The sequence below is a fragment of the Amazonocrinis nigriterrae CENA67 genome (assembly GCF_016056305.1).
Lineage (GTDB): Bacteria > Cyanobacteriota > Cyanobacteriia > Cyanobacteriales > Nostocaceae > Amazonocrinis > Amazonocrinis nigriterrae.
Genome location: NZ_JAECZC010000016.1, coordinates 1 through 22,838, shown reverse-complemented (window position 1 = coordinate 22,838; position 22,838 = coordinate 1). Strand labels below are relative to the sequence as shown.

General features: G+C 43.4%; 22 protein-coding genes. 7 read left to right on the top strand and 15 right to left on the bottom strand.

All coding sequences use genetic code 11. From position 1 onward, the window contains the following. Positions 1-124 precede the first annotated feature (124 nt). Positions 125-1,402 (top strand): molybdopterin molybdotransferase MoeA, encoded by a 1,278-nt coding sequence (locus I8748_RS11265; RefSeq protein WP_198124669.1) that lies wholly within the window; start codon positions 125-127, stop codon positions 1,400-1,402. A gap of 25 nt (positions 1,403-1,427) precedes the next feature. Here I8748_RS11265 and I8748_RS11260 read toward each other — a convergent pair whose 3' ends face one another. The 9 genes from I8748_RS11260 to I8748_RS11220 form a co-directional block, all read right to left on the bottom strand. Then, positions 1,428-2,072, bottom strand: coding sequence for an HAD-IA family hydrolase (locus tag I8748_RS11260; RefSeq protein WP_198124668.1), 645 nt, complete (start codon positions 2,070-2,072; stop codon positions 1,428-1,430). Positions 2,073-2,321: 249 nt separating this feature from the next. Continuing rightward, complete coding sequence (locus I8748_RS11255; RefSeq protein ID WP_198124761.1) at positions 2,322-3,515, bottom strand: NAD(P)/FAD-dependent oxidoreductase; 1,194 nt, start codon at positions 3,513-3,515, stop codon at positions 2,322-2,324. Between the two features lie 215 nt (positions 3,516-3,730). Continuing rightward, complete coding sequence (locus I8748_RS11250) at positions 3,731-4,684, bottom strand: LysR family transcriptional regulator (protein ID WP_198124667.1); 954 nt, start codon at positions 4,682-4,684, stop codon at positions 3,731-3,733. 275 nt (positions 4,685-4,959) lie between these two features. Continuing rightward, entirely contained in the window at positions 4,960-5,721 is a 762-nt protein-coding gene (locus tag I8748_RS11245) for a BMC domain-containing protein (RefSeq protein ID WP_198124666.1), read from the bottom strand. 155 nt (positions 5,722-5,876) lie between these two features. Then, a complete protein-coding gene (locus I8748_RS11240) occupies positions 5,877-6,617 on the bottom strand; it encodes an LbetaH domain-containing protein (RefSeq protein WP_198124665.1) in 741 nt (246 codons plus the stop codon). A 192-nt stretch (positions 6,618-6,809) separates the two neighbouring features. Next, the gene (locus tag I8748_RS11235; protein WP_198124664.1) at positions 6,810-8,474 is read right to left on the bottom strand and encodes a ribulose bisphosphate carboxylase small subunit; all 1,665 of its coding nucleotides are present in this window, start codon (positions 8,472-8,474) and stop codon (positions 6,810-6,812) included. A gap of 242 nt (positions 8,475-8,716) precedes the next feature. Continuing rightward, complete coding sequence (locus I8748_RS11230; protein ID WP_096551234.1) at positions 8,717-9,019, bottom strand: EutN/CcmL family microcompartment protein; 303 nt, start codon at positions 9,017-9,019, stop codon at positions 8,717-8,719. A gap of 6 nt (positions 9,020-9,025) precedes the next feature. Then, positions 9,026-9,373 carry a carbon dioxide-concentrating mechanism protein CcmK gene (locus tag I8748_RS11225; protein WP_015111750.1) on the bottom strand — a complete coding sequence of 116 codons (348 nt, stop codon included), beginning with the start codon at positions 9,371-9,373 and terminating at the stop codon, positions 9,026-9,028. A gap of 92 nt (positions 9,374-9,465) precedes the next feature. Then, complete coding sequence (locus I8748_RS11220; protein WP_010995042.1) at positions 9,466-9,774, bottom strand: carbon dioxide-concentrating mechanism protein CcmK; 309 nt, start codon at positions 9,772-9,774, stop codon at positions 9,466-9,468. Between the two features lie 654 nt (positions 9,775-10,428). Here I8748_RS11220 and I8748_RS11215 point away from each other — a divergent pair. The 3 genes from I8748_RS11215 to I8748_RS11205 all read left to right on the top strand — a co-directional run bounded on the left by I8748_RS11215 (position 10,429) and on the right by I8748_RS11205 (position 15,139). Then, entirely contained in the window at positions 10,429-12,285 is a 1,857-nt protein-coding gene (locus I8748_RS11215) for an NAD(P)H-quinone oxidoreductase subunit F (RefSeq protein WP_198124663.1), read from the top strand. A gap of 122 nt (positions 12,286-12,407) precedes the next feature. Then, positions 12,408-13,913, top strand: a complete 1,506-nt coding sequence (locus tag I8748_RS11210) for an NADH-quinone oxidoreductase subunit M (protein ID WP_198124662.1) — start codon at positions 12,408-12,410, stop codon at positions 13,911-13,913. 95 nt (positions 13,914-14,008) lie between these two features. After that, a complete protein-coding gene (locus I8748_RS11205; protein WP_198124661.1) occupies positions 14,009-15,139 on the top strand; it encodes a CO2 hydration protein in 1,131 nt (376 codons plus the stop codon). 121 nt (positions 15,140-15,260) lie between these two features. On the opposite strand, the gene I8748_RS11200 is transcribed toward I8748_RS11205, so the two are convergent. After that, positions 15,261-16,046 (bottom strand): Uma2 family endonuclease, encoded by a 786-nt coding sequence (locus I8748_RS11200; RefSeq protein ID WP_198124660.1) that lies wholly within the window; start codon positions 16,044-16,046, stop codon positions 15,261-15,263. 246 nt (positions 16,047-16,292) lie between these two features. Between I8748_RS11200 and psbA the strand changes: the two genes are divergently transcribed. After that, entirely contained in the window at positions 16,293-17,375 is a 1,083-nt protein-coding gene (gene psbA, locus I8748_RS11195; protein WP_198124659.1) for a photosystem II q(b) protein, read from the top strand. A gap of 364 nt (positions 17,376-17,739) precedes the next feature. Here psbA and I8748_RS11190 read toward each other — a convergent pair whose 3' ends face one another. Genes I8748_RS11190 through I8748_RS11180 form a run of 3 tightly spaced genes read right to left on the bottom strand, consistent with a single transcriptional unit; the run spans position 17,740 to position 18,997 of the window. Further along, a complete protein-coding gene (locus tag I8748_RS11190) occupies positions 17,740-17,937 on the bottom strand; it encodes a hypothetical protein (protein WP_198124658.1) in 198 nt (65 codons plus the stop codon). 14 nt (positions 17,938-17,951) lie between these two features. After that, positions 17,952-18,278 carry a Tse2 family ADP-ribosyltransferase toxin gene (locus I8748_RS11185; protein WP_198124657.1) on the bottom strand — a complete coding sequence of 109 codons (327 nt, stop codon included), beginning with the start codon at positions 18,276-18,278 and terminating at the stop codon, positions 17,952-17,954. A 17-nt stretch (positions 18,279-18,295) separates the two neighbouring features. Next, complete coding sequence (locus I8748_RS11180; RefSeq protein WP_198124656.1) at positions 18,296-18,997, bottom strand: Uma2 family endonuclease; 702 nt, start codon at positions 18,995-18,997, stop codon at positions 18,296-18,298. 838 nt (positions 18,998-19,835) lie between these two features. Between I8748_RS11180 and I8748_RS11175 the strand changes: the two genes are divergently transcribed. Further along, complete coding sequence (locus I8748_RS11175; RefSeq protein WP_198124655.1) at positions 19,836-20,132, top strand: hypothetical protein; 297 nt, start codon at positions 19,836-19,838, stop codon at positions 20,130-20,132. Between the two features lie 46 nt (positions 20,133-20,178). Further along, positions 20,179-20,538, top strand: coding sequence for a hypothetical protein (locus tag I8748_RS34575; RefSeq protein ID WP_225896382.1), 360 nt, complete (start codon positions 20,179-20,181; stop codon positions 20,536-20,538). A 95-nt stretch (positions 20,539-20,633) separates the two neighbouring features. Here I8748_RS34575 and I8748_RS11170 read toward each other — a convergent pair whose 3' ends face one another. Beyond that, positions 20,634-21,563 (bottom strand): methylenetetrahydrofolate reductase, encoded by a 930-nt coding sequence (locus I8748_RS11170; protein ID WP_198124654.1) that lies wholly within the window; start codon positions 21,561-21,563, stop codon positions 20,634-20,636. A 58-nt stretch (positions 21,564-21,621) separates the two neighbouring features. Next, a complete protein-coding gene (trpS, locus tag I8748_RS11165) occupies positions 21,622-22,629 on the bottom strand; it encodes a tryptophan--tRNA ligase (protein WP_198124653.1) in 1,008 nt (335 codons plus the stop codon). Between the last annotated feature and the right edge of the window lie 209 nt (positions 22,630-22,838).

Sequence of the window (22,838 nt, the reverse complement as noted above, 5' to 3'; positions counted from 1 at the left end):
ACTTAAAAAACAACTGACAACTAACAACTGACAACTGACACGCGAACCGAAATAAAAGAAGTTGTTGCTTCTTGTATTCTGTATACTTGCCATGAGTAACTTTATTTGTTTGGAGTCGCTCATTATGGTGTCAGTTAGCGATGCAGAAGCAATCATTTTAAATTTAGTGCAACCGTTAAATTCTCAACGGGACACAGAAATTGTAGATTTGTTGGCAGCAGATCATCGCATTTTGGCAACGCCTGTCACCAGTCCGCTAGATTTTCCCCATTGGGACAATTCGGCAATGGATGGCTATGCAGTACGTTACAAGGATGTACAAGACTCTAATGCTGAACAGCCAGCTATTTTAGAAATAGTGGAAGAAATTCCAGCAGGATATCAACCAAAGTCTACAATTCAGCCAGGACAAGCCGCCCGAATTTTCACAGGTGCAGTGATGCCAACTGGTGCAGATACTGTAATTATGCAGGAGAGAACACGCCAGGAGGCAAACCACGTTTTGATTCTAGCTGCGCCAACAAAGTCGCAAGAATTTGTTAGACAAAAAGCCTCTTTCTACCAAGCGGATACACAACTATTACCAGCAGGAATTCAGTTAAAAGCTCAAGAAATTGCTGTCTTAGCAGCAGCACAATGTCCCCGATTAAATGTTTACCGTCGTCCGCGTGTGGCAATTTTTTCTACTGGGGATGAATTGGTAACTCTTGAAAAACCATTGCAACCAGGACAAATTGTTGATTCTAATCAATATGCCTTAGCTACTTTAGTAAGAGAAAGTGGGGCAGAACCGCTATTGTTAGGTATTGTCAAAGATGATCCGGTTGCACTTCAAGAAACTATGAACTATGCCATAAATAACGCCGATATAGTTATTTCTTCTGGTGGAGTTTCAGTAGGAGATTATGATTATGTTGATCAAATTCTAGAGTCATTAAAAGCAAAAATTCACATTCGTACTGTGGAAATGCGGCCCGGTAAACCTCTCACTGTTGCCACATTTCCCCCCCAGATAGTAGGGGTGCAAAGCTTTACGCCCGTACAACAGCCAACATTATATTTCGGTTTACCAGGAAATCCTGCTGCTGTTTTAGTAACTTTTTGGCGATTTGTGCAACCAGCAATTAGGAAATTGTCGGGACTTGCTGAAGGTTGGGAACCAGCATTTTTGAAAGTGCGATCGCATGATGAATTGCGATCGGATGGCAAGCGTGAAACTTATATTTGGGGTCGCTTACATTTAGTTGATGGAGTTTATGAATTTCACAAAGCTGGCGGTAGTCATAGTTCTGGCAATTTAATTAACTTAGCTCAAACCAATGCCTTAGCCGTTCTACCAATAGGTACAACATTAATTTCCCCACAACAAGAAGTGCAAGTTTTGCAAGTTAGTAATAGCTAATAATGCCCCATGCCCAATGCCCAAACTATTGACGATTAATCCAAATGCCTCTCAATCCTGCTGCTTTAGCTCCTTGATAGTCTTCTATGATACTGTCACCAATGTGCCATGCTGCCTCTGGTAGACAGTTATGTTTTTCTAAAGCAATGGCAAAAATTTTAGCATCGGGTTTCGCTGCACATGCTTGTGTAGAAATGGTTACAGATTGGAAATAATTGCTCAGTCCCAAACTTTGTAATACTGGGTAAATTCGGGAATCGAAATTGGACAGTATTCCTAGTTCAATTCCCAATCGTTGCCAGCTGATTAGAGATGACAAAACATCGGGATACACAAACCACGGTTCGGCAGTACCAAAATGAATGTAGAGTTCGCTAAAAAAAGCAGAAAAGTCAGAAAATTGCTTGATCACACCTGCACTTTCAAAGGTGTTTAAGGCAATTGTCCGCCACCATTCAAACTCTAGTTGGGGAATATCTTGTGGTTCGGCATCTGGAAAAATAGGTGGCGGTGCTGCTTTAAAGCTTTGGATAAATGTTCTATTTAATGTTTCGGCTGAAACTGTAACCTCAAATTCCTGGGCTATCTGACTATAAACTTCGCCCACACTACCTTTGACACCGAAGAGTGTGCCTACTGCATCTAAAAAAATAACTTTTGGTCGTTCCATAATAGCAAGTGCTTAAGTCCAAAATTCGTAATTCGTAATTCGTAATTCGTAATTAAGAAAGTTAAATTTAATGAGGGTTTCTGGTTGGAATTTGTCACTTTGTTTTAGAGAATTGGTGTTATACCAAGAAAATTGCATATTAATTAGAGTTGACTGTTAACAGTCAACGGTCAACGGTCAACAGTCATCTAATACGAGTATTTATGCTTACTAAATTTGCTTGAGCGTAATAGTTGTCTTCTAAATGTTCTACTGAGAAAGTGTTTCTATAATAGGACGGACGAGCCAATTAAAACCAACTTTCAGCTGATGATCTAAAGTTGGCATCCGATATAGATAGGCAAGACGACGGGCGACGTATGCTAAAGTCCCATCTAGTTTAATTCCTAAGCCAGTCAAGGTGGCGTTATCTTTCCCTAGTGCCATCATTTCCCCTAACTGTTGATAGCGGAAGGGAAGTAAGGGACGATTAGTTAAACTTGCCCAGATGTTCCAGGCTGTATAATCAGCTTGTTGAAAGGCTGCTTGTGCAGTAGCAGGGACTTGCTGCCCTTCAGCATCATAACACTCTGCTAAATCTCCCAAGGCAAAGATTTCTGGATGGTCAAGGACTTGTAGTGTGGATGTAGTGCTGATTTGACCACGCTGATTTTGCTTGAAAGGAAGTGTTTTGACTACGGGAGCAACTCGCGTTCCTACAGTCCAAATTACTATATCTACGGGAATCGAGTCTACCTGATTTTTATATTCTAGAGATATGCTGTCTTGTGCGATCGCTTCGACTTTGGTTTCTAAATCCAGAAATACATTGCGTGCTTCTAAAGCTTTCTTTGCTGCTTCACGGTTAAACTCTGGAGAAGTTCGCAAAATCTCGTCACTGATTTCAATTAGGCGAAAACGTCCTCTTTCTCCTAGTCTGTCTGCTAGTTTACAAGCTAATTCCACACCGCTGTAGCCAGCGCCAACAATTGCCACGCGAATTTTTTCTAGTTTCGATTCTTCTAGCACTCGCAGGCGTTCTTCTAAACGATAGGCATCAGTGATGGTGCGGAAGGGAAAAGCGTAGGATGTAGCGCCAGGAACTAAGTCTAGTGGTGTTTCTCCACCTAAAGCAAGCACTAATCGGTCATAGTGGATTTCTGGCCCATCTTGTAGATGTACCCATTGCTGCTCAGTGTCGATTCCAGACACGACTGCTTGGTAAAAACGTACACCTGTGTTTTGTAAAAGTTCTTCAAAGGGTGGGGCAATTTCCCAGGTTTGCAATTCTCTGGTGAGTAATTCGTAGAGTAAGGGGGAAAATAAAAAGCGATCGCTTTGATCTACCAGCACAATTTCGGGTTTTTGCGTAGACTCCCAAGGTAATTGGCTTAAGCGCAAAGCTGTGTAGAGACCACCAAAGCCTCCACCAAGGATACATATTCTTGTAGTTTCTTGAGTCATCGTTTCTATAGGACTGTCAATCCCAGCATGGCAACTTACTCTCAGTGTAATGATTTCTTGCCAGCTATGCTCATTTGCTTTTGAGTCAGGATAAATAACGCTAATCAGCCTCACACTACTCATTTGCTACTCAAAACAGGCATTTTTACCTGGATTTTAAGCAGGTGGGAGAGGCGATGATTCTAACTTCCTCCCCCAAGTAGCGTGAAGCAACTTCATACTTCAGCGTTCAGTTGATTCGACTCAGCTGTAGTGTAGGTAGAAAAATTTGTTGGCTGCACAAACTGCTTTGCTGCCTCCAGTAAATACTCATAATAGGTACGAGCAACGATAGATAACTGTTTGCCAGCTGGGTGTACCATGTACCAAGTGCGTTTTATGGGAAAGTTTTGTACGTCTAGAATGCTGAACTCTGCTGTATCTGTCAGTAAGGTATGGCGAGATAAAACAGAGATTCCAAGACCGCCAGCGATCGCTTGTTTAATCGCCTCGTTACTACCCAATTCCAATTTGACCTTGACTTTTAGCCCTTTTTCGTCTAGAAGGCCTTGAATAGCCCGGCGAGTTCCTGAACCTGGTTCCCGCATAATAAAAGGTTCACTACACAGACGTTCTAAGGGGATATTTTTCTCTTTTGCTAAGGGATGATTTACTGGTGCAAATACTACCAAGGGATTGTCTAATAAAGCCTGGTAATTCACATCTAAATGTTCTGGAATTTGACTCATCACATACAAGTCATCGAGATTATTCACCATCCTTTCTAAAATGCCTTCGTGGTTCGTGACTTGCAGCGAAATCTCAATGCCTGGGTAAAGTTGACAAAACGGCCCTAACAAACGCGGTACAAAATATTTTGCTGTTGTAATCACTGCCAAACGTAATTGACCCTGTTTTAGCCCCTTTAAATCTGCTACTTTCATTTCAAACTGGGCTATAGTATCAAAAAGCTGTCGGCAAGTGGCAAATAATTCCCGTCCCGCTTCTGTTAGATATAGACGCTTACCCACCTGCTCAAATAATGGCAACCCTACTGATTTCGTGAGTTGCTTGATCTGCATGGAGACAGTGGGTTGGGTAAGAAACAATTCCTCAGCAGCACGAGTAAAGCTACCGTGCCGTGCCGCCGCCTCAAACACCTTCAACTGGTGTAGCGTCGCTTGGTTCAAGGGTGATTCTCCTCTAATAGCGATTCAACACATATAAAACTAGTATCACTGAACACTTGCAAATGATACTGTGTTGCTCATACAAAGTTATGAGCTTTTATATAGACAATACTCTATGACCGCTATTCAAATAAAGTACTTTTATTTATGGAGTTGACCAGTTATCATCAGAACAACAAGCAAAGCGTAAGATGCCTTCCAGCTAAAGATGAATGTTGAAGACTGAATACTGAATGAAGATTGCTGACAATTTCTCACTCATGATTCATGACTCATCATTCATCATTCCATACTTCTTCTGTAACTTTTGCAGGTAGCTTGGCTAAATCTGGCAACCTCATAACCTCTAATTCGGCAACTTGTTCCTTAGCATTCATCGGGAACTTTAACGGTTGACGTTCTTCTATCCAGCAACTTGCTACAGGCAAGGTTTGTTCTAATTCATCTAGTGGTCGAGGAATGACCATCACCGCGTTCAATTCTCCAATCCGTTCTGCCTCGTACATCCCCGCTTCTACTGCTACTGCGACATTTGCCACCGAGCCGCGAATAATGGCTGTACACAAACCTGCACCTATTTTTTCATAAGCTGATAATTGCACGTCAGCAGCTTTGAGCATGGCATCACAAGCTCCTACCATCGCCGGGAAACCTCGTGTTTCCACTAAACCAATTGCTAAGTTACTCAAACGGCTATAACTACCTTCCTCCATATATTTACTGAGGCGGTTAGTAATTGGTAGCACGATATCCAGGTTAGGATAAGGTCGAGGAATCACCAAGCTAGAAATTAATTGACCAAACTGTTCAGCAGTTTGCACACCAGATTCTACAGCCAGACGAACATCAGCAATGCCACCCCGGACAATTGCAGTACAATGGCCACTACCAATTTTTTCATAGCCAACTAGGTGAACCCCTGCCGATTTCAGCATCATATCTGCTGTACCAACTATGGCTGGAAAGCTAGCAGTGGATACTAAACCCAAGGCAGTGTCTCTGAGGTCGTCTTGACGACGCGATGACTGAGTTTGCATGTGAATTTTCCCAAGTTACTCACAGAAAGGATGAAGGATAAAGGCTGAAGGATGAAAAAATATGAAAATTTAAAGCGCCCGCATAGAACTGTAGGGTTAATTTCATATTTCATACTTCACACTTCATACATCAGATCACAACTTACAATTAACACTTACTCAGACTGATCGTCAGAGATTGGCTGATTTAAGGCTTGCCTATGGGGAAATAATGTACCTAACAGTCTCTGTATGCTTCCTTGTCCATAAATTTGAGTGCCAAAACTATTATTGGATGATTCTGTGGTAGGCGGACTTGATTGTGTAGACTCCTCTGTGGCTGACTCCAAGTTAGAATTAGTTCCGTTGGTGTTTTCCTGCACAGCAGATTGGCTTTGTGCTGTTGGCGAAGATTCAGCAGGGGAGACAGATTGGTGTTTAAATTCCAAAAAAGCCGATGCTGAGAGACTAGTGGAGGAAATCACCTTGTCTTGTTGACTCTGCTTTTGGGAAGTTGTAGCAGCATCATTCTTGGATGGTTCCAGTTGTTTTTGCTGATAAATCTGCCGACTGGTGTCACCCAAAATTGAGCCAGCTGGAACTACTACTCCAGGTTCAACCGAACAATTGAAAAGTGTTGTTGCTGAACCAATACAAGCGTTTTCACCAATTTTACCTTTGCCAACCATCAAAAAGCCGGCTCCCAAGTTGGCTCCTGCTGCTACTTCTAGGGTTCCTTCAGTCACCTGGAGAATTGACCCCATACCAATACAGACGCCTGGGCCAATGATTATTTTGCTGTTTGCAGCCGCTTGGAGTATCACCCCTGGTGCCAGTACCGCACTCGGATCAATAGTCACATCGCCACTAATGTAAGGTTCAAAGCTGTTGAGTAGGCGCAGTGGCGGCACAGACATGAAATTTTAACCTCGGAAGCCGGAAGAAATTTAGAGAGTTAGGAGTGAGGAGTGAGTAGTTAGGAGTTAAAACTGAGGAGTTAGGAGTTAAAACTGAGGAGTTAGAACTGAGGAGTTTTAATTCAGAGTTTATTCCTAACACTTAACTCCTAACTCATAACTCCTAACTCATAACTCCTAACTCTCAACTCTTCATGGACGTTGGATAATTGTTTCCAAAACTCGACGCTTGGCTTTGGGGTCAATACCAATCAATCGTACATATTCTCCTTCGTATTCCCCAAGGTATGCTTCCACAGCTGCGATCGCTTCCCTTTCTGAGTTAGCCTGAATTTGGCCAGTACTAGTCCAAGAACCTGTACGGAAGCGTCGTTGGTCTACGTGTTCAATACTAATTTTATGTCCACCAGCCAGTAATTGCCGCACTTGGTCTACTACTTCAGAACTCAAGCGAGTACTGGTAGCTTTTGCCGAGGGCGCACTAGAGCTATTAGCAGGACTACTATATGATGATTTTTGGCTACCAGATGGAGCTACTTGACCATTGGGTCTTTGAATAATGCTTTCCAATACCCGGCGTTTGGCTTTGGGGTCAATGCCAATTAAACGTACATATTCGCCTTGATGATTACTGATACAGTCTTCTAAGGCTGCAATTACATCATTGGTGGAATTAGAGTTAATTGGCGCACAACTTTGCCAAGAACCAGTACGGAAGCGACGCTCATCTACGTGTTCTGTGCCAATTTTGTAACCGCCTGCCAACAATTGGCGGATTTGCTCTACGGTTTCACTATTAATTTTGCCATTGCCTGAGCCGTTACCATTGCTACTGTGGTTGTAGCTGCTATTAACATGATTAGCTGGCGCTTTAAAGCTGGCAGTTCCATTCACTGCACCATCTGGACGTTGGATAATGGTTTCTAACACGCGCCGTCTACCATTGGGGTCAATACCAAACAAACGGACATACTCGCCGTCGTGGTCTCTTAGACAACTTTCTAAAGCTGCGATCGCTTCCCCTACCGATCTGGCTTCCAGTGGCTTACAACTTGTCCACGAACCTGTACGGAACCGTCTATTGTCTACGTGTTCCGTACCAATTTTATACCCTTGCTCTAACAGATAGCGCACCTGTTCTACGGTTTCTGCACCCAAGCTATTGCTCGACACTTCACTACTCCTTTCCAGCTCTAAAACAGTAACACCATTACTACTTGTATATGATTTAGCATTCTCATCTCGAATGGGTGCAATACATTTGCTATCCGCAGCACAGCGGTAACCCGCTCGTAGCGCCTGATTAATCCCAACCACATGATGGGCAAATTGCTCGTCTTGCTCTTGCACATCTGGCAAGCGATCGGCTTGCTGTTGGCTTGTAATTATCGCTCCCGAAGGCACATACTTACCTGGGGGAATTTCTACATCTTGAATCAAAGCGTGCATCATCACGATGCAACCTGCACCCACCCTGGCATTAAACACTGTGGAGCGAAAACCAATGAAGGAATTATCCCCTACATATGCTGGCCCATGAATCAGGGCCATATGAGTAATGGAAGCATTTTCGCCGATCCATACCGAATAATTATCGCCATCATCGCCAATTACTCGGCCTTGCTCCAACCCATGAATTACTACACCATCTTGAATATTGGTGTTTTCACCTATATAAAAAGGTGTGCCTTCATCCGCTCTAATCGAAGTCCCCGGAGCTACGATTACATTTGCACCTATCCGCACGTCCCCAATGATATTGGAAAACGAATGTACAAATGTGCTTTCATGGATTTTTGGCTCAGCCAAATTCCTCGACCACGGGGTTGGGGGTGCCGCCGTGCTGCGGACTGCCATTGCGAGATTCCTCCTCTATCGTCACTTGTGAGGCAGTACGGCCAAGAGGGGTTTCCCCAAGTGGAGTAACTGCCGAACCCATAAGGGTCAATTGTTAGTTGTCAGTTGTTAGTTGTGAGGCAGTGCGTTGGGCGGCTTTGCCGACTTGAAGCAACTGCCGTTAGCGAAGCGGTAGCGAGCTTGCGAGCGTCACCCGTAAGGGTCAGTTGTCTTGCCACTGACTACTGACTACTGACCACTGACTATCTATACTGGTCTTTTTTGCTGTAAATCAGGCGATCTTCCAAATGAATGGTATCAATGATCGCCACCACCGCTGCATCTAACGGACGTTGTTCATTGCCAAGAATCTGACGAGCTGCACTGCCACGACTGACAAGTACCCACTCATCTACTCCTGCACCTACACTATCTGCTGCTACCTCGTATTTTGGCAGGAAATTTCCTTCTTCATCTACTAATTGCAACAAAAGTAGTTTCACGCCTCTAAGGCTTGGCTCTTTTTGCGTGCTAACTACTGTGCCACGAACTTTGGCAATTTGCATTACAAATTATGGTCTTCTACCGCCGAAGGGACGAATTGCATTCACGTTTTCCCGGAACTGCTCTACATCTTCTGTATAACGAATTGGGAGGACATATTCCAAGTTTTCATGAGGACGAGCAATAATGTGAGTAGACAGCACTTGTCCGCCATTTACTCGCTTAACTGATTCCACTCCTGCTGCCACAGAAGCTTGCACTTCGGAAACGTCCCCCCGCACAATCACTGTAACCCGACCACTACCGATTTTTTCGTAGCCTACCAAGGTGACACGAGCAGCTTTTACCATCGCATCAGCCGCTTCCACTACCGCTGGAAAGCCTAGCGTTTCTACCATTCCCACTGCGATTGACATTAGTTCTAACCCTTAAATTGATGTTTCTAGACTTGGATGAAAGTGATAGCTTCAAGTTGGCAACCCGTTAATTACTTTGTTTAATTCAGCTTTTAGGTGCGGAACTGCTCCACAGCTTCGGTGTAACGAATCGGCAAGACGTACTCCAGGTTTTCGTGTGGGCGAGCAATGATGTGAGTGGATACCACTTCACCTCCATTGACTCTTCTGGCAGCTTCAATCCCTGCTGCAACTGAAGCTTGCACCTCAGACACATCTCCTCGGACAATTACGGTCACCCGCGCACTACCAATTTTTTCATATCCTACCAAAGTTACACGCGCAGCTTTCACCATCGCGTCAGCAGCTTCTACAACTGCCGGAAAGCCCTTAGTTTCAATCATTCCAACTGCAATTGGCATCGCAGAACTCCTAAAAAATTAATCCAATCAGTACTGTTGTTTGAAAATTTTGACGGGTAGGCTCATCTTGAGCTACAAAAACACTTCCAAACTAAGCATAGGAAAGCTTGGCGTTCCTGGCAATATAAATTACTATAATAGTTTATGATAAAATACTTTTAAAAAACTTAACAAAAGTTTATACCAGGGTTCTGCTCTATTAAAGTTCACTGATTCCTAGAGCAGTCACTTATGCTTTATAATTTTTTTATTACATTTACAAATCAATATTCATAGCCAAAGCTAATTCTGTCTGTCAAGAAAGAAACTTAGGCTGCATATCTTGCTGTCTCTATGTTTCTTCAATCTTGTTCTCTGAACAAAGACTAGGTGAAAAACACATAAGTTTATTAAATATATTGTATAAACTTCTCTACTACCAAGCAGAAATATAAATTTACTTACATACTTAATGTAAGTAGAGTAAATGCTCTTGTCTATGTAACGTTATATTGAATTAAAGATTAATAGATAAGCTCAAGTAAAAATGCTTATTCAACTTTTAGTGAAAAAATATTTAAAAAGACCTAGATTCTAAGAAGGTTGATTTTTTAATCAAAATTGTTTTAAAGGCTGTGAAAAAAATCTCTCACTGAGTCGTCAAGGAAAAACTAAATGAATCAATTTCTATTTTTAACAAGTTGGTGCGTGCCTTTTTATAGCTTGATAGGCGCACTTTTAACCTTGCCGTGGGGAATAGGAATAATTCGGCGTACAGGCCCAAGACCCGCCGCATACGTCAACTTGTTGACAACTTTCTTAGCTTTTGTCCATAGTCTGTTTGTATTTAAAGATATATGGAATATAGAACCGGTAAATTTGGTGCTTACCTGGTTTAAAGCTGCTGATTTAGACTTATCCATTAGCTTGGAACTCTCGCCAGTTAGTATTGGAGCAACAGTTTTAATTACAGGTTTAAGTCTGCTAGCACAAATTTATGCCCTAGGTTACATGGAAAAGGACTGGTCGTTGGCCCGTTTTTTTGCGCTGTTCGGATTTTTTGAAGCGGCGCTAACTGGTTTAGCAATCAGTGACTCCTTGTTTCTCAGCTATGCCGTTTTGGAAGTTCTGACCCTTTCCACTTACTTGCTGGTGGGATTCTGGTATGCTCAACCGCTAGTAGTGACAGCCGCGCGTGATGCCTTTTTAACCAAGCGGGTAGGAGACTTATTACTGCTAATGGGTGTGGTGACACTTTCCACTATGGCAGGCAGTTTAAACTTTTCTGATTTATATGAGTGGGCACAAACGGCTGAATTAAGCCCAGTCACATCGACATTATTAGGGTTAGCATTGATTGCTGGGCCTGCGGGTAAATGTGCCCAATTCCCTCTACACCTGTGGTTAGATGAAGCCATGGAAGGGCCTAACCCGGCTTCAGTACTGCGAAACTCACTGGTAGTTGCGGGTGGTGCTTATGTACTATATAAATTGCAACCAGTATTAGCACTATCGCCAGTGGCGTTGAATGCCTTAGTCATCATGGGTACAGTGACAGCGATTGGTGCAACATTAGTATCCATAGCTCAGATTGACATTAAGCGATCGCTATCTCATTCCACCAGCGCATACATGGGATTAGTATTTTTGGCAGTGGGTTTACAGCAAGGCGGTGTAGCCTTGATGTTACTGTTAACCCATGCGATCGCTAAAGCATTATTATTCATGAGTTCTGGTTCAGTAATTTATACTACTAGTACACAAGACCTCACAGAAATGGGCGGTTTGTGGTCGCGAATGCCAGCCACCACCACCGCCTTTGTTGTTGGTTCAGCCGGGATGGTGACACTGCTACCATTAGGAAGCTTCTGGGCGATGCTGTCATGGGCTGACGGTTTGGTAGATATTAGCCCTTGGGTGATTGGCGTTTTAGTATTAGTCAATGGCTTAACAGCATTGAACTTAACCAGAGTATTCAGATTAATCTTTTGGGGTGCGCCACAACAAAAGACCCGCCGCGCCCCAGAAGTTAGTTGGCAGATGGCATTGCCAATGGTGATCTTGACTGTACTAACTTTACTAGTACCTTTGATGCTACAGCAATGGTATTTGTTACCCGATTGGAACAGTGTGAATTGGTACGTAGTTTTCGCATTGCTCGCTTCTACTTTAACTGGATTAGTTACAGGCTCTACAATTTATTTGCACAAAGCTTGGTCAAGATCCAGAATCCTGGCTTGGAGATTTCTACAAGACTTGCTGGGTTACGATTTTTACATTGACCGCATTTATCGTTTGACCGTGGTGAATGCAGTAGCGTTTCTATCTAGGATATCTGCTTGGAGCGATCGCTATTTAGTCGATGGTGTGGTCAACTTGGTTGGGTTTGCGACAATTCTCGGTGGACAAGGTTTAAAGTACAGTATTTCCGGTCAATCCCAAGGATATTTATTGACCATCCTAGCCGTCATCAGCGTGCTAGGTTTCTTCATTAGTTGGTCATTAGGTCTACTGAATTATTTGCCTTTTTAACAGTGGGGAAAGGGAGTTAGGAGTTAGGAGTTAAGAGTTATTTCTCCCTCATCTTTCCCCACTCCCCTGCACCGAAAGCACCCCCGCTCCCCCGCTCCCTTGCTCCTTACCTGATTCTGTCTATGCTTAGTGCTTTGATTTTAGTACCGTTATTCGGTGCAGCTTTAATCGGTTTTTGGCCTTCTAGCATCAGTGGGAAATTTGCCCGTACATTAGCTTTAGTCTTTGCCAGCATCACATTCTTGTGGTCGGTTGTCATCGCAATTCAGTTCAATCCCACACAAGCTAGTCAACAGTTTGCTGAGTCCTTATCTTGGATTGATGCCTTGGGCTTAAACTATAACTTAGGGGTAGATGGTTTATCCTTGCCCTTGCTAGTTTTGAATGGACTGTTAACAGGCATTGCCATCTACAGCAGCGATGAATCTCTCCAGCGTCCTAAATTTTATTACTCTTTGATACTGCTGTTAAGTGCTGGCGTGACAGGAGCTTTTTTAGCACAGGATTTACTGCTATTTTTCCTGTTTTATGAACTAGAACTGATTCCTCTGTATTTATTGATTGCCATTTGGGGTGGCGCAAGACGCGGTTATGCCGCTACAAAATTCCTAATTTACACTGCCGTCTCTGGAATCCTAATTCTAGCAAGTTTCCTGGGCATGGTTTGGCTGAGTGGCGGTTCCAACTTTGCACTAGCAAACTTGAACGCCACAACTTTACCTTTGGCGACACAACTTTTACTGCTAGCAGGGATTTTAGTAGGTTTTGGTATCAAGATGCCTTTGGTACCCTTCCATACTTGGTTACCAGATGCTCACGTTGAAGCCTCCACACCAATTTCTGTACTGTTGGCTGGCGTGCTGTTGAAGTTGGGAACTTACGGCTTACTGCGGTTTGGCATGAACTTGTTGCCAGAAGCTTGGAGTTATGTGACTCCTTGGTTAGCAATTTGGGCTGTGGTTAGTGTACTGTATGGTGCATCCTGCGCGATCGCCCAAACTGACATGAAAAAAATGGTGGCATACAGTTCCATTGGACACATGGGCTATGTGCTGTTAGCAGCGGCGGCAGCTACACCTTTAAGCGTATTGGGTGCTGTCCTGCAAATGATTAGCCACGGCTTGATTTCCGCACTGCTGTTTCTGTTGGTAGGGGTTGTGTATAAAAAAGCTGGCAGCCGAGATTTAGAAGTTCTTCAAGGGCTGCTCAACCCAGAACGAGGTATGCCCGTAATTGGTAGCTTGATGGTTCTGGGAGTCATGGCTAGCGCTGGTATACCGGGAATGGTGGGCTTTATTTCCGAATTCATTGTTTTTCGAGGTAGTTTCCCAGTTTTTCCAGTGGAAACCTTGTTATGCATGATTGGTACAGGTTTAACAGCGGTTTACTTCTTAATTTTGATGAATCGCGCCTATTTTGGGCGTTTATCTGCACAAGTAACCAACTTACCCCGCGTGTATTGGAGCGATCGCCTTCCATCTGTGATCCTAGCTGTGCTGATTGTAATCTTCGGCATCCAACCCAATTGGTTAATACGCTGGACTGAACCCACTATCACAGCAATGTCGAGCGTGCAACACGTAGTAGCAACAGTGGCTTTAGACAAGGCAAAAGTGACTAGGGACTAGGGACTGGGGACTGGGTAAGAATTTTCCCAATCCCCAATCCCCAATCCCCAATCCCCAATCCCCAATACCCAATCCCTACTTTTGGAGAACTGGCAATGGTAACTGTTAGACAAAAGCCCAATTATAACCCTTTAAATGAATATATTGAACGCCTGCTAAACGGAGGAGCATTACTACCAGATAGCCCACAAAACGTACTGGAAGTAGTGGGAATTCTCAAAAGCTATGGTGTAGTTTTAGATGCTTACTCAAAAAATCTCATTTACATTGCTGAAAATCAGTTTTTAGTATTTTTCCCATTTTTTAAATACTTTGATGGGAAAATTTCTTTCCAAAAATTACTGAAGCATTGGTGGCACGACCGAATTAATTTTGAATACGCCGAGTATTGCATGAAAGCTATGCTTTGGCATGGTGGTGGAGGGCTGGATAGTTATTTAGATACAAAAGAATTTCAAGAAAGAGCGCAAGCAGTTATTAAAGCAAAATTTAAGGCAAATCCGCTCGTCTTGGGACTTAATCAACTATTTCCAGACTTCTTAACCGAACAGTTGCGAGTATCTGCTTACTACAGTGGTTTGGGTCAATTTTGGCGGGTCATGGCTGACATATTCCTCAGTTTATCAGACCGCTATGATCGAGGCGAAATCAAATCAATTCCTCAAGTTGTAGACCATATCAAAGCTGGGTTAGTAGCGGATGCATTAAAGCCAATTACCTATGCTGTGAAAATTCGCGGCCAAGTCTATGACATCATTCCCAAAAATATTGGTTTAACCTTCCTAGCAGATACAGCAGTACCTTATGTAGAAGCAGTATTTTTCCGGGGAACTCCTTTCCACGGCACAGTTTCATACAACGCCCAAGCATATCAAATTTCCCCAGATCAAGCTCGATTTCAATATGGCGCACTGTATGCCGATCCTTTACCCATTGGCGGCGCTGGTATTCCTCCCACCTTGCTAATGCAAGATATGCGTCATTATCTTCCAGAGTATTTGCACGAAGTTTATCGTCGCAGTTTGCGGGGTGAAGATGATTTGCGGATACAAATTTGTATCACTTTCCAAAAATCGATGTTTTGTGTGACAACAGCAGCGATTTTAGGACTAATGCCATATCCTGCGGATACACAAGAACCATCAGAACAACAGGCGAATCGAGTTTATTTAGAAAAGTGGATGGAACGGTTCACAACTTCGCGGTTGCTGGATGTGAATAAATAGTTAAATTGATGACTGTTTGTAGCTGACTGTTAACTGTTAACAGTCAGCTATCTTGTTTTAGAAAATTCGTATTACATTGGGATATTTTTTTATTTAGTTAGATATTGACTAAAAGACAGATTTATACGTCAGGGTCAATACCTAAAGAGCGCAACTGAGCAGCCAAACGTTCAGCCCGTTGGCGTTCTTGTTCAGCCCGTTGGCGTTCTTGTTCAGCCCGTTGGCTTTCCTGTTCAGCCCGTTGGCGTTCTTGTTCGGCTCTTTCATTGCCAGTCAACAATAAATTACCTTGCAAATCCCACCAGCGCAACCAGGGTAATTCTACATTTTGATATTCTCCCTGCCAAATGCCTAGCTCAACTCCCATAGGTGCGATAGGATAATGCCCGCGCTCATTTGCTGCTAATAACTGATATTGTCCTCCAATAAATTCATATACTTCTACAGTTGCTTTCTTAACTTCATAAATACCGTAGAAGGGAGGACGAATCACTTGCTCATAAATCCAAAATTTGCCTTTCCAAGGAGTTTTGTCTTTTTCTTCGCTACCATCCCCAGAAACAAATTCTAATACAATCAATGGGGCGATATACTCTCGCCAAAACACATAAGAGCGTCGGGTTTGTCCATCAAGCAAAGGTGGTACATTCGCTACATAAAACCAATCCGGTGCTTCTGCTCCTTTTTCAGGAGGATCGGTCAAACGCCAATAAATACCCAAGTCCTGACCAATACAATATTGACCATCGGGATTTAACTGCTTGAGGACGGGTGTAATCGAGTCAGTCAGTAAGATGCTTTGAGGATGCTCTTGCCAGTTTTTCACAAAGGTTCCATTAGATTCTGGCAGTTGGGTATGGTCGGGGAAAGGAGTCAGGTCAGTGGCTGGGTTGGTTGCAGAGGTCATAAGGCTACCTTTGCACTCTTTGTAAGGGTTGTTCTTTAGTTTAGCAAGCGATCGCGCTCATCATTCCCCAAGCAATGCCAGTCACAAAGCCAGAGCCATTACATCTGAAATAAGCAAAGCTAATAATTGCGATTACCATAACAAAACTTAAAACACTTGATTAACTTTTGTAAAGCAGTGTAAATTACTATCACAGGCAAAAACAAAAGCGCCTGATACATACAACACAAACGCACTTATAAAACCATGACAGCAACCTTACAACAGCGCAGTAGCGCCAACGTATGGGAGCAGTTCTGCAACTGGATCACCAGCACCAACAACCGCCTATACATCGGTTGGTTCGGCGTACTAATGATCCCCACCCTGCTAGCTGCAACCACCTGCTTCATCATCGCCTTCATCGCCGCACCTCCAGTAGACATCGACGGTATCCGCGAACCAGTAGCAGGTTCCCTACTGTATGGAAACAACATCATCTCCGGAGCAGTTGTTCCTTCTTCCAACGCCATCGGCTTACACTTCTACCCAATTTGGGAAGCAGCATCCTTAGATGAGTGGTTGTACAACGGTGGCCCTTACCAACTAGTAATCTTCCACTTCTTGACCGGCGTATTCTGCTACCTAGGTCGTGAATGGGAACTCTCCTACCGCTTGGGAATGCGTCCTTGGATTTGCCTAGCATTCTCTGCACCAGTAGCAGCAGCAACCGCAGTCTTCTTGATTTACCCAATTGGACAAGGTTCCTTCTCTGATGGTATGCCCTTGGGTATCTCCGGAACCTTCAACTTCATGATCGTCTTCCAAGCAGAACACAACATCCTGATGCACCCCTTCCACATGTTAGGAGTGGCTGGTGTATTCGGTGGAAGCTTGTTCAGTGCAATGCACGGTTCTCTAGTAACTTCTTCCTTAGTTCGTGAAACCACCGAAAACGAATCACAAAACTACGGATACAAATTCGGTCAAGAAGAAGAAACCTACAACATCGTAGCTGCTCACGGTTACTTCGGTCGTCTAATCTTCCAATACGCTTCCTTCAACAACAGCCGTAGCTTGCACTTCTTCCTAGCAGCTTGGCCTGTAATCGGAATCTGGTTCACCGCGTTGGGTGTCAGCACAATGGCGTTCAACTTGAACGGTTTCAACTTCAACCAGTCTGTGATTGATTCCCAAGGTCGTGTGATTAACACCTGGGCTGATATTATCAACCGCGCTAACTTGGGTATGGAAGTAATGCACGAGCGCAATGCTCACAACTTCCCCTTAGACTTGGCTGCTGGTGATGTTGCTCCTGTTGCACTAACTGCTCCTGCGATTAACGGTTAATTCTTCTAGCCACGTCAAGTAAAGCAAAAAGCGCTCTCCCATTAGGGGGGGCGCTTTTTGCATTGGCTGTTCGATTGTTACTCATACCTGATTGCACTTTTTCTGCATAGCTAACTCAACGTGAGTTCGATGAACCTCTCCCCAACCCCTCTCCGACGCGGAGAGGGGCTTTTAACATCTGTGGTAAAGAACGAAAAATCAAGCTTTTTAAGCTTTTAAATTCGTCGAACTCACGTTATATTACGTTCCAATTTATAGCTGTTGTACGGGTTAGAAGCGATCGCACTTGTAACCCCATTCCAAAATATTAAGCTTCTGGTTCAACGCCAAGCGCGATTATTCGCTCTTTCACTCATCCACCACATTAAAAAACGGGTGGCGCAATTGTTGAGAGTGCCTTTTTTAATTCTTGTGACAACGATTCTAGAAACATCATGTCATTTGTGATATCTGAAACTTCATCTTCATTTAAATTTTCTGTTTCTAATTGCGTTTGATAAGCTGAAATCCTGTATTCTAGTGCCTCAACAATAAATCTAATTGCTTTAGGAGAAAAATTCACGTTCAATAACTCCCTTAATTGACTTTGTAAAATCCCTCACCAACTATCCGCAGAGCAGTTTTATAGTCTTCCATCCGCATAGTGTAGCTTGGTTCCCACAGCCAGTGGTTGCCGTAATCATTCACCAAGCGGAGTTCGTTGGGAATATCAGTTCCTCTATCCAACTTCCACCAATTTTTTCCACCCCCCTGAACTGCAAAGGTTGAAATTCCCCCTGAACCTGCAACAACCCAAATCTCGCCATCTTCAGAGTAAGTTTCAATGTCTTTGGAACGAATATTATCTATTCTTGAAGAAGTCACGTTTCCCATACGGTACAAATCAACGGGAGTTTTTCTCATACCAATCAGCCAAAAATTTAGGCTTCTGGTTCAACGCCGAGCGATCGCAATTGTGCAATCAAGCGATCGGCTCTTTCTTCACCAGTCAACAACAAATTACCTTGCAAATCCCACCAACGCAGCCAAGGTAATTCTATATTTTGATATTGTCCCTGCCAAATGCCTAACTCAACTTCTAAAGGGGTTATTGGATAATGTCCGCGTTCATTTGCTGTTAAGAGTTGATATTGTCCTTCAATAAGGTGATAAACTTCCACACTGGCTTTAGTCACTTCATAAATGCCATAAAAAGCTGGATGAATCACCTGCTCATAAATCCAAAATTTACCCGTCCAAGGGGTTTTGTCTCGTTCCTCACTACCATCTCCAGAGGCAAATTCTAATACAATCAATGGGGCTATAAACTCTTGCCATAAAACATAAGAACGTCGCGTTTGCCCATAGAGCAAGGGTGGTACATTTGGTACATAGAACCAGTCTGGTGCTGCTGCACCTCGTTCTGGCGGGTCAGTCATGCGCCAATAGATACCGCTATCTTGACCAATACAATATTGCCCATCAGGATGGCGTTTTTGCAACACTGGTTTAATTGAGTCTGTTATTAAAATGCTTTGAGGATGTTCTTGGAAGTTTTTCACGAAAGTACCGTCAGACTCCGGTAGCTGCGTATGGTCTGGGAAAGGAGTGAGGTCAGTACTTGGATTGGTTGCAGAGGTCATAAGGCTACCTTTGCATTGGGTAAGGGTTGTTTTTTAGTTTAGCAATGGATAGGGTGGAGGAGCGATCGCTAGATATTCTCCACCCATACAAGATTATTTGCATAACTACTACTTTGCAGCGTGTTGTAAAATTTTGCGTTTGCTGTCACCATCTGGCATTGTTGCGTAATAGCCAAAGCTAGGTAAAAACAATCATACACACTTCGCCCTAGAGTGATCGCACTCTTGCAAAATTTCTGCGATCGCTTGCGCTACAAATTGGCTACAGCTTCAGAATTCACTAGTAAAAATTTATGTTTTTTAATTTACTTGAGTAAATATTAATTCTTTTCTCTGTGCTTTTGTGGTTAAAAATATTAAACCACAGAGACACCAAGACACAAAGTACTTTACTCAGATTCCTTTTAACCGAGAAATACATAACACAAGCCGAATACCACTAAGTTAAGCGCAAACCCCTGATATGGTTGGCTTCTGGGTGTGGGGTGTGGTAAAACTTTCATGATTTCCCCTACACCCTACACCCTACACCCTACCCCCTACACCCAGCATCGACAAGGGTTTTAAGACTTACCGTGAAAAGTCAGAAGTAACATCCCCCTCATCCCCCTCATCTCCCTCATCCCGCCTTTAAATGCAACTCGATACCAGTCCCCAATCCCCACCCGCCCAACAGTGCAACTTGGACAGGAAAACTTCTTGCAAAAATTTTGCAAAAAGCTATTGACAAGTATAAAATTATACCTTAAATTAAAGACATAAGAAAAGCGATCGCCCCTCCGCCAAGAGATTACGACCGCTTTTCTTTCAACCCCTTCATTAGGAGTTAACTAATATCATGGCACAAGAAAAAAATTTCTCAGACGAGCAAAACTTGCCTCAAGCAGAATTTCAACAAAACTTCAACAGCGAAGACTTGGATGCAGCCAAAATCAAGCCATCTTCTCAGAAGTCATCACCCAACAGAGAACGAATCAAACATCTATTAATTGGTTCTCCCAAAGCTGTCACCAGCACAATTCACTTTTTGCAGATGATTGGCTATGCAAACGTTGGAGATTGGAGTCCACTACAACCAATTGGCGATTCTGATGAAGTGATGAGTATTTTAATCCGTCAGATTTCAGTTTCATAACTTTAAAACTACAAGCCCGACTTTTTAGACAAGTCGGGCTTTTATTTTGCCCAAAAACGTCAAAGCAGGAGTAAGGGCGTACAGCTGTACGCCCCTAAAAGCCGATTCATTTGTTGCAAACATTTTTGGAAATGGTATTACAGCCTGCGCGAAACACTCAAACGTGAAGGCGGAAGCTGCTACAGGGAAGGCGGAAGCTGCTACAGCCTGCGCGAAACACGGAAATGTGAAGGCGGAAGTTCTTACAGGGAAGGCGGAAGTTCTTACAGCCTGCGCGAAACACTTAAACGTGAAGACGGAAGTTCTTACAGGGAAGACGGAAGCTGCTACAGCCTGCGCGAAACACGGAAATGTGAAGGCGGAAGTTACTACAGGGAAGACGGAAGTTCTTACAGCCTGCGCGTAATACCCAAACATGAAGGCGGAAGTTCCTACAGTTAACGCACCGCCAGAGATTTGCGGTGCGTTATGGACGATAGTCCATAACGCACCCTACGAAATTTACTTCGCTAACACCAAATCAACCGGTGCAACCCCGGCTAAATTTAAAATTGGCGCAATCAAATCTTCGCGCTTCACCGCCATCATGTGGACACCATGACATAATTGCCGGGCAATTTGTACTTGTTCGGCTGCAATTTTCATTCCTTCCTCAAGGGGGTTTTTGGCTTTTGCCAATCTATCAATAATGTGCTGGGGTATATTTACACCAGGAACGCACTTATTAATAAATTGAGCATTTTTTGCCGATTTCAACAGAAAAATTCCTGCCAAAACTGGTTTATTATAACCAGCAGCAATTTTATCCATGAACTTTTCTAGCCGCTCAAAATCAGTAATTAACTGACTTTGAAAAAACTGTGCCCCAGCTTCAATTTTGCGTTCAAATCGACTTTGCAAACCTGACCAACTGGCACATTGCGGATCTACTGCTGCACCAGGAAATAAATCCAGCGCCCCATCGGTTAACGGTTTATCGTTGCAATCAAAACCCTGATTCATTTTGCGAATAAGTTGCAACAATCGCACAGCTTCCAAATCAAAAACGCCTTTGGCATCTGGATGATCGCCTGCTTTCACTGGGTCGCCAGTCAAAGCTAAAATATTACGAATACCCAAAGCATGAGCGCCCATCAAATCAGCTTGTAAACCAATGCGGTTGCGATCGCGGCAAGCAACTTGACAAATTGGCTCTATGCCATTTTGTAGTAAAATAGCAGACGCTACTAAAGAAGACATCCGTAACACTGCTCGGCTACCATCGGTAATATTGACGGCATGAACCCTCCCCTTAAGGGTCGCCGCCATTTCAAGCATGTGTTCTGGATTACCGCCTTTTGGTGGTGCGACCTCGGCGGTAATCAAAAATTCACCCGCCAGGGCGGCCCTACGAAAGCAATTCAAGTAGGTATGGCTATGGTTATTGTCCATAACATTAATATGTTGGGTCTCTTACAGGGTATAACGAACCACACCTAAAAGAGAATCCTTAGACAGGGGCAAGATAACCTAAAGCCGCTTTGACTTGTGATAGGGTTTGGTTTGCGATCGCTTGGGCTTTTTCCCTGCCATCACGCAACACAGATTCTATATATGTTTTATCATCTGTGATTGCCTGATATTTTTCTTGTATTGGCTTGAGTGCATTAATTGTCGTTTCTGTCAACAATGGTTTGAATTGTCCCCAACCCATATCTTGACACTCAACTGCTACCTCTTCTTTGGTCTTTCCAGACAGCAGCGTATATAGTGTTAATAAATTGTTACACTCTGGACGCTCAGGGTCATCGAAAGTCAGACCACGAATCGGATCAGTTTTACAGCGTTTAATTTTATATTGAATTTGCTCCGGTGTATCTAGCAAATTGATGCGGCTTAACTCAGAAGGATCAGACTTGGACATTTTGCGTGTACCATCAGCCAAACTCATTACCCTGGCTCCTTCCTTGCGGATTAGGGGGTCTGGTAATTTTAGTACAGGCTGGTCTTTAGCAAATAAATGATTAAAGCGAGCTGCAATATCTCGTGTTAATTCTAAATGTTGCTTTTGGTCTTCACCTACTGGTACTTTATCTGCTTGATAAAGTAAAATATCAGATGTCATCAACACAGGGTAGTCCAACAAGCCGACACTGACATTTTCTCCTTGTTTGACAGCCTTTTCCTTGAACTGGATCATGTCTTGCAACCAGTTTAAAGGAGTGATGCAATTGAGCAACCAGGTAAGTTCACTGTGGGCAGATACGTGGGATTGTACAAATATAGTAGAGTGAGTTAAATCCAGACCACAAGCTAAGTAAAGAGCAACGAGAGTGTAAGTATCAGATGCCAACTGTTTTGGCTCGTGTGGTACTGTAATTGCGTGTAAATCAGCCACGAAAAGGTAATTTTCGTATTCGTTTTGACCTTCTACCCAGTTGCGAATCGCTCCTAAATAGTTGCCTAGATGATAATCGCCCGTTGGTTGAATTCCAGAAAGAACACGCTGCTTGCCCATAAATTTCAATTTAGTTATCTCAATTCCCCACTATGTAAAGTGGCGGTTACAAAACTCATTTAATTTTGACATTTTCTTGGTAAAGTTGTTGTTTTGTCAGTGGTCAGTGGTCAGTTGTCAGTTGTCAGTTGTCAGTTGTCAGTGGTCAGTTGTTAGTGGTCAGTTGTCATTAGTTATTTCCCCCCATCTCCCCTGCTCCCCTGTGCCCC

Excerpts from the sequence above, each read along its gene's own strand:
- I8748_RS11205 (WP_198124661.1), top strand. The coding sequence starts at position 14,009 with ATGGTAACTGTTAGACAAAAGCCCAATTATAACCCTTTAAATGAATAT.
- I8748_RS11255 (WP_198124761.1), bottom strand. The coding sequence starts at position 3,515 with ATGACTCAAGAAACTACAAGAATATGTATCCTTGGTGGAGGCTTTGGT.
- I8748_RS11220 (WP_010995042.1), bottom strand. The coding sequence starts at position 9,774 with ATGCCAATTGCAGTTGGAATGATTGAAACTAAGGGCTTTCCGGCAGTT.
- I8748_RS11245 (WP_198124666.1), bottom strand. The coding sequence starts at position 5,721 with ATGCAAACTCAGTCATCGCGTCGTCAAGACGACCTCAGAGACACTGCC.
- I8748_RS11235 (WP_198124664.1), bottom strand. The coding sequence starts at position 8,474 with ATGGCAGTCCGCAGCACGGCGGCACCCCCAACCCCGTGGTCGAGGAAT.
- I8748_RS11175 (WP_198124655.1), top strand. The coding sequence starts at position 19,836 with ATGGCACAAGAAAAAAATTTCTCAGACGAGCAAAACTTGCCTCAAGCA.
- I8748_RS11265 (WP_198124669.1), top strand. The coding sequence starts at position 125 with ATGGTGTCAGTTAGCGATGCAGAAGCAATCATTTTAAATTTAGTGCAA.
- I8748_RS11170 (WP_198124654.1), bottom strand. The coding sequence starts at position 21,563 with ATGGACAATAACCATAGCCATACCTACTTGAATTGCTTTCGTAGGGCC.
- I8748_RS11185 (WP_198124657.1), bottom strand. The coding sequence starts at position 18,278 with ATGAGAAAAACTCCCGTTGATTTGTACCGTATGGGAAACGTGACTTCT.
- I8748_RS11200 (WP_198124660.1), bottom strand. The coding sequence starts at position 16,046 with ATGACCTCTGCAACCAACCCAGCCACTGACCTGACTCCTTTCCCCGAC.
- I8748_RS11215 (WP_198124663.1), top strand. The coding sequence starts at position 10,429 with ATGAATCAATTTCTATTTTTAACAAGTTGGTGCGTGCCTTTTTATAGC.
- I8748_RS11240 (WP_198124665.1), bottom strand. The coding sequence starts at position 6,617 with ATGTCTGTGCCGCCACTGCGCCTACTCAACAGCTTTGAACCTTACATT.
- I8748_RS11180 (WP_198124656.1), bottom strand. The coding sequence starts at position 18,997 with ATGACCTCTGCAACCAATCCAAGTACTGACCTCACTCCTTTCCCAGAC.
- trpS (WP_198124653.1), bottom strand. The coding sequence starts at position 22,629 with ATGGGCAAGCAGCGTGTTCTTTCTGGAATTCAACCAACGGGCGATTAT.
- I8748_RS11225 (WP_015111750.1), bottom strand. The coding sequence starts at position 9,373 with ATGTCAATCGCAGTGGGAATGGTAGAAACGCTAGGCTTTCCAGCGGTA.
- I8748_RS11230 (WP_096551234.1), bottom strand. The coding sequence starts at position 9,019 with ATGCAAATTGCCAAAGTTCGTGGCACAGTAGTTAGCACGCAAAAAGAG.
- I8748_RS11210 (WP_198124662.1), top strand. The coding sequence starts at position 12,408 with ATGCTTAGTGCTTTGATTTTAGTACCGTTATTCGGTGCAGCTTTAATC.
- I8748_RS11260 (WP_198124668.1), bottom strand. The coding sequence starts at position 2,072 with ATGGAACGACCAAAAGTTATTTTTTTAGATGCAGTAGGCACACTCTTC.
- psbA (WP_198124659.1), top strand. The coding sequence starts at position 16,293 with ATGACAGCAACCTTACAACAGCGCAGTAGCGCCAACGTATGGGAGCAG.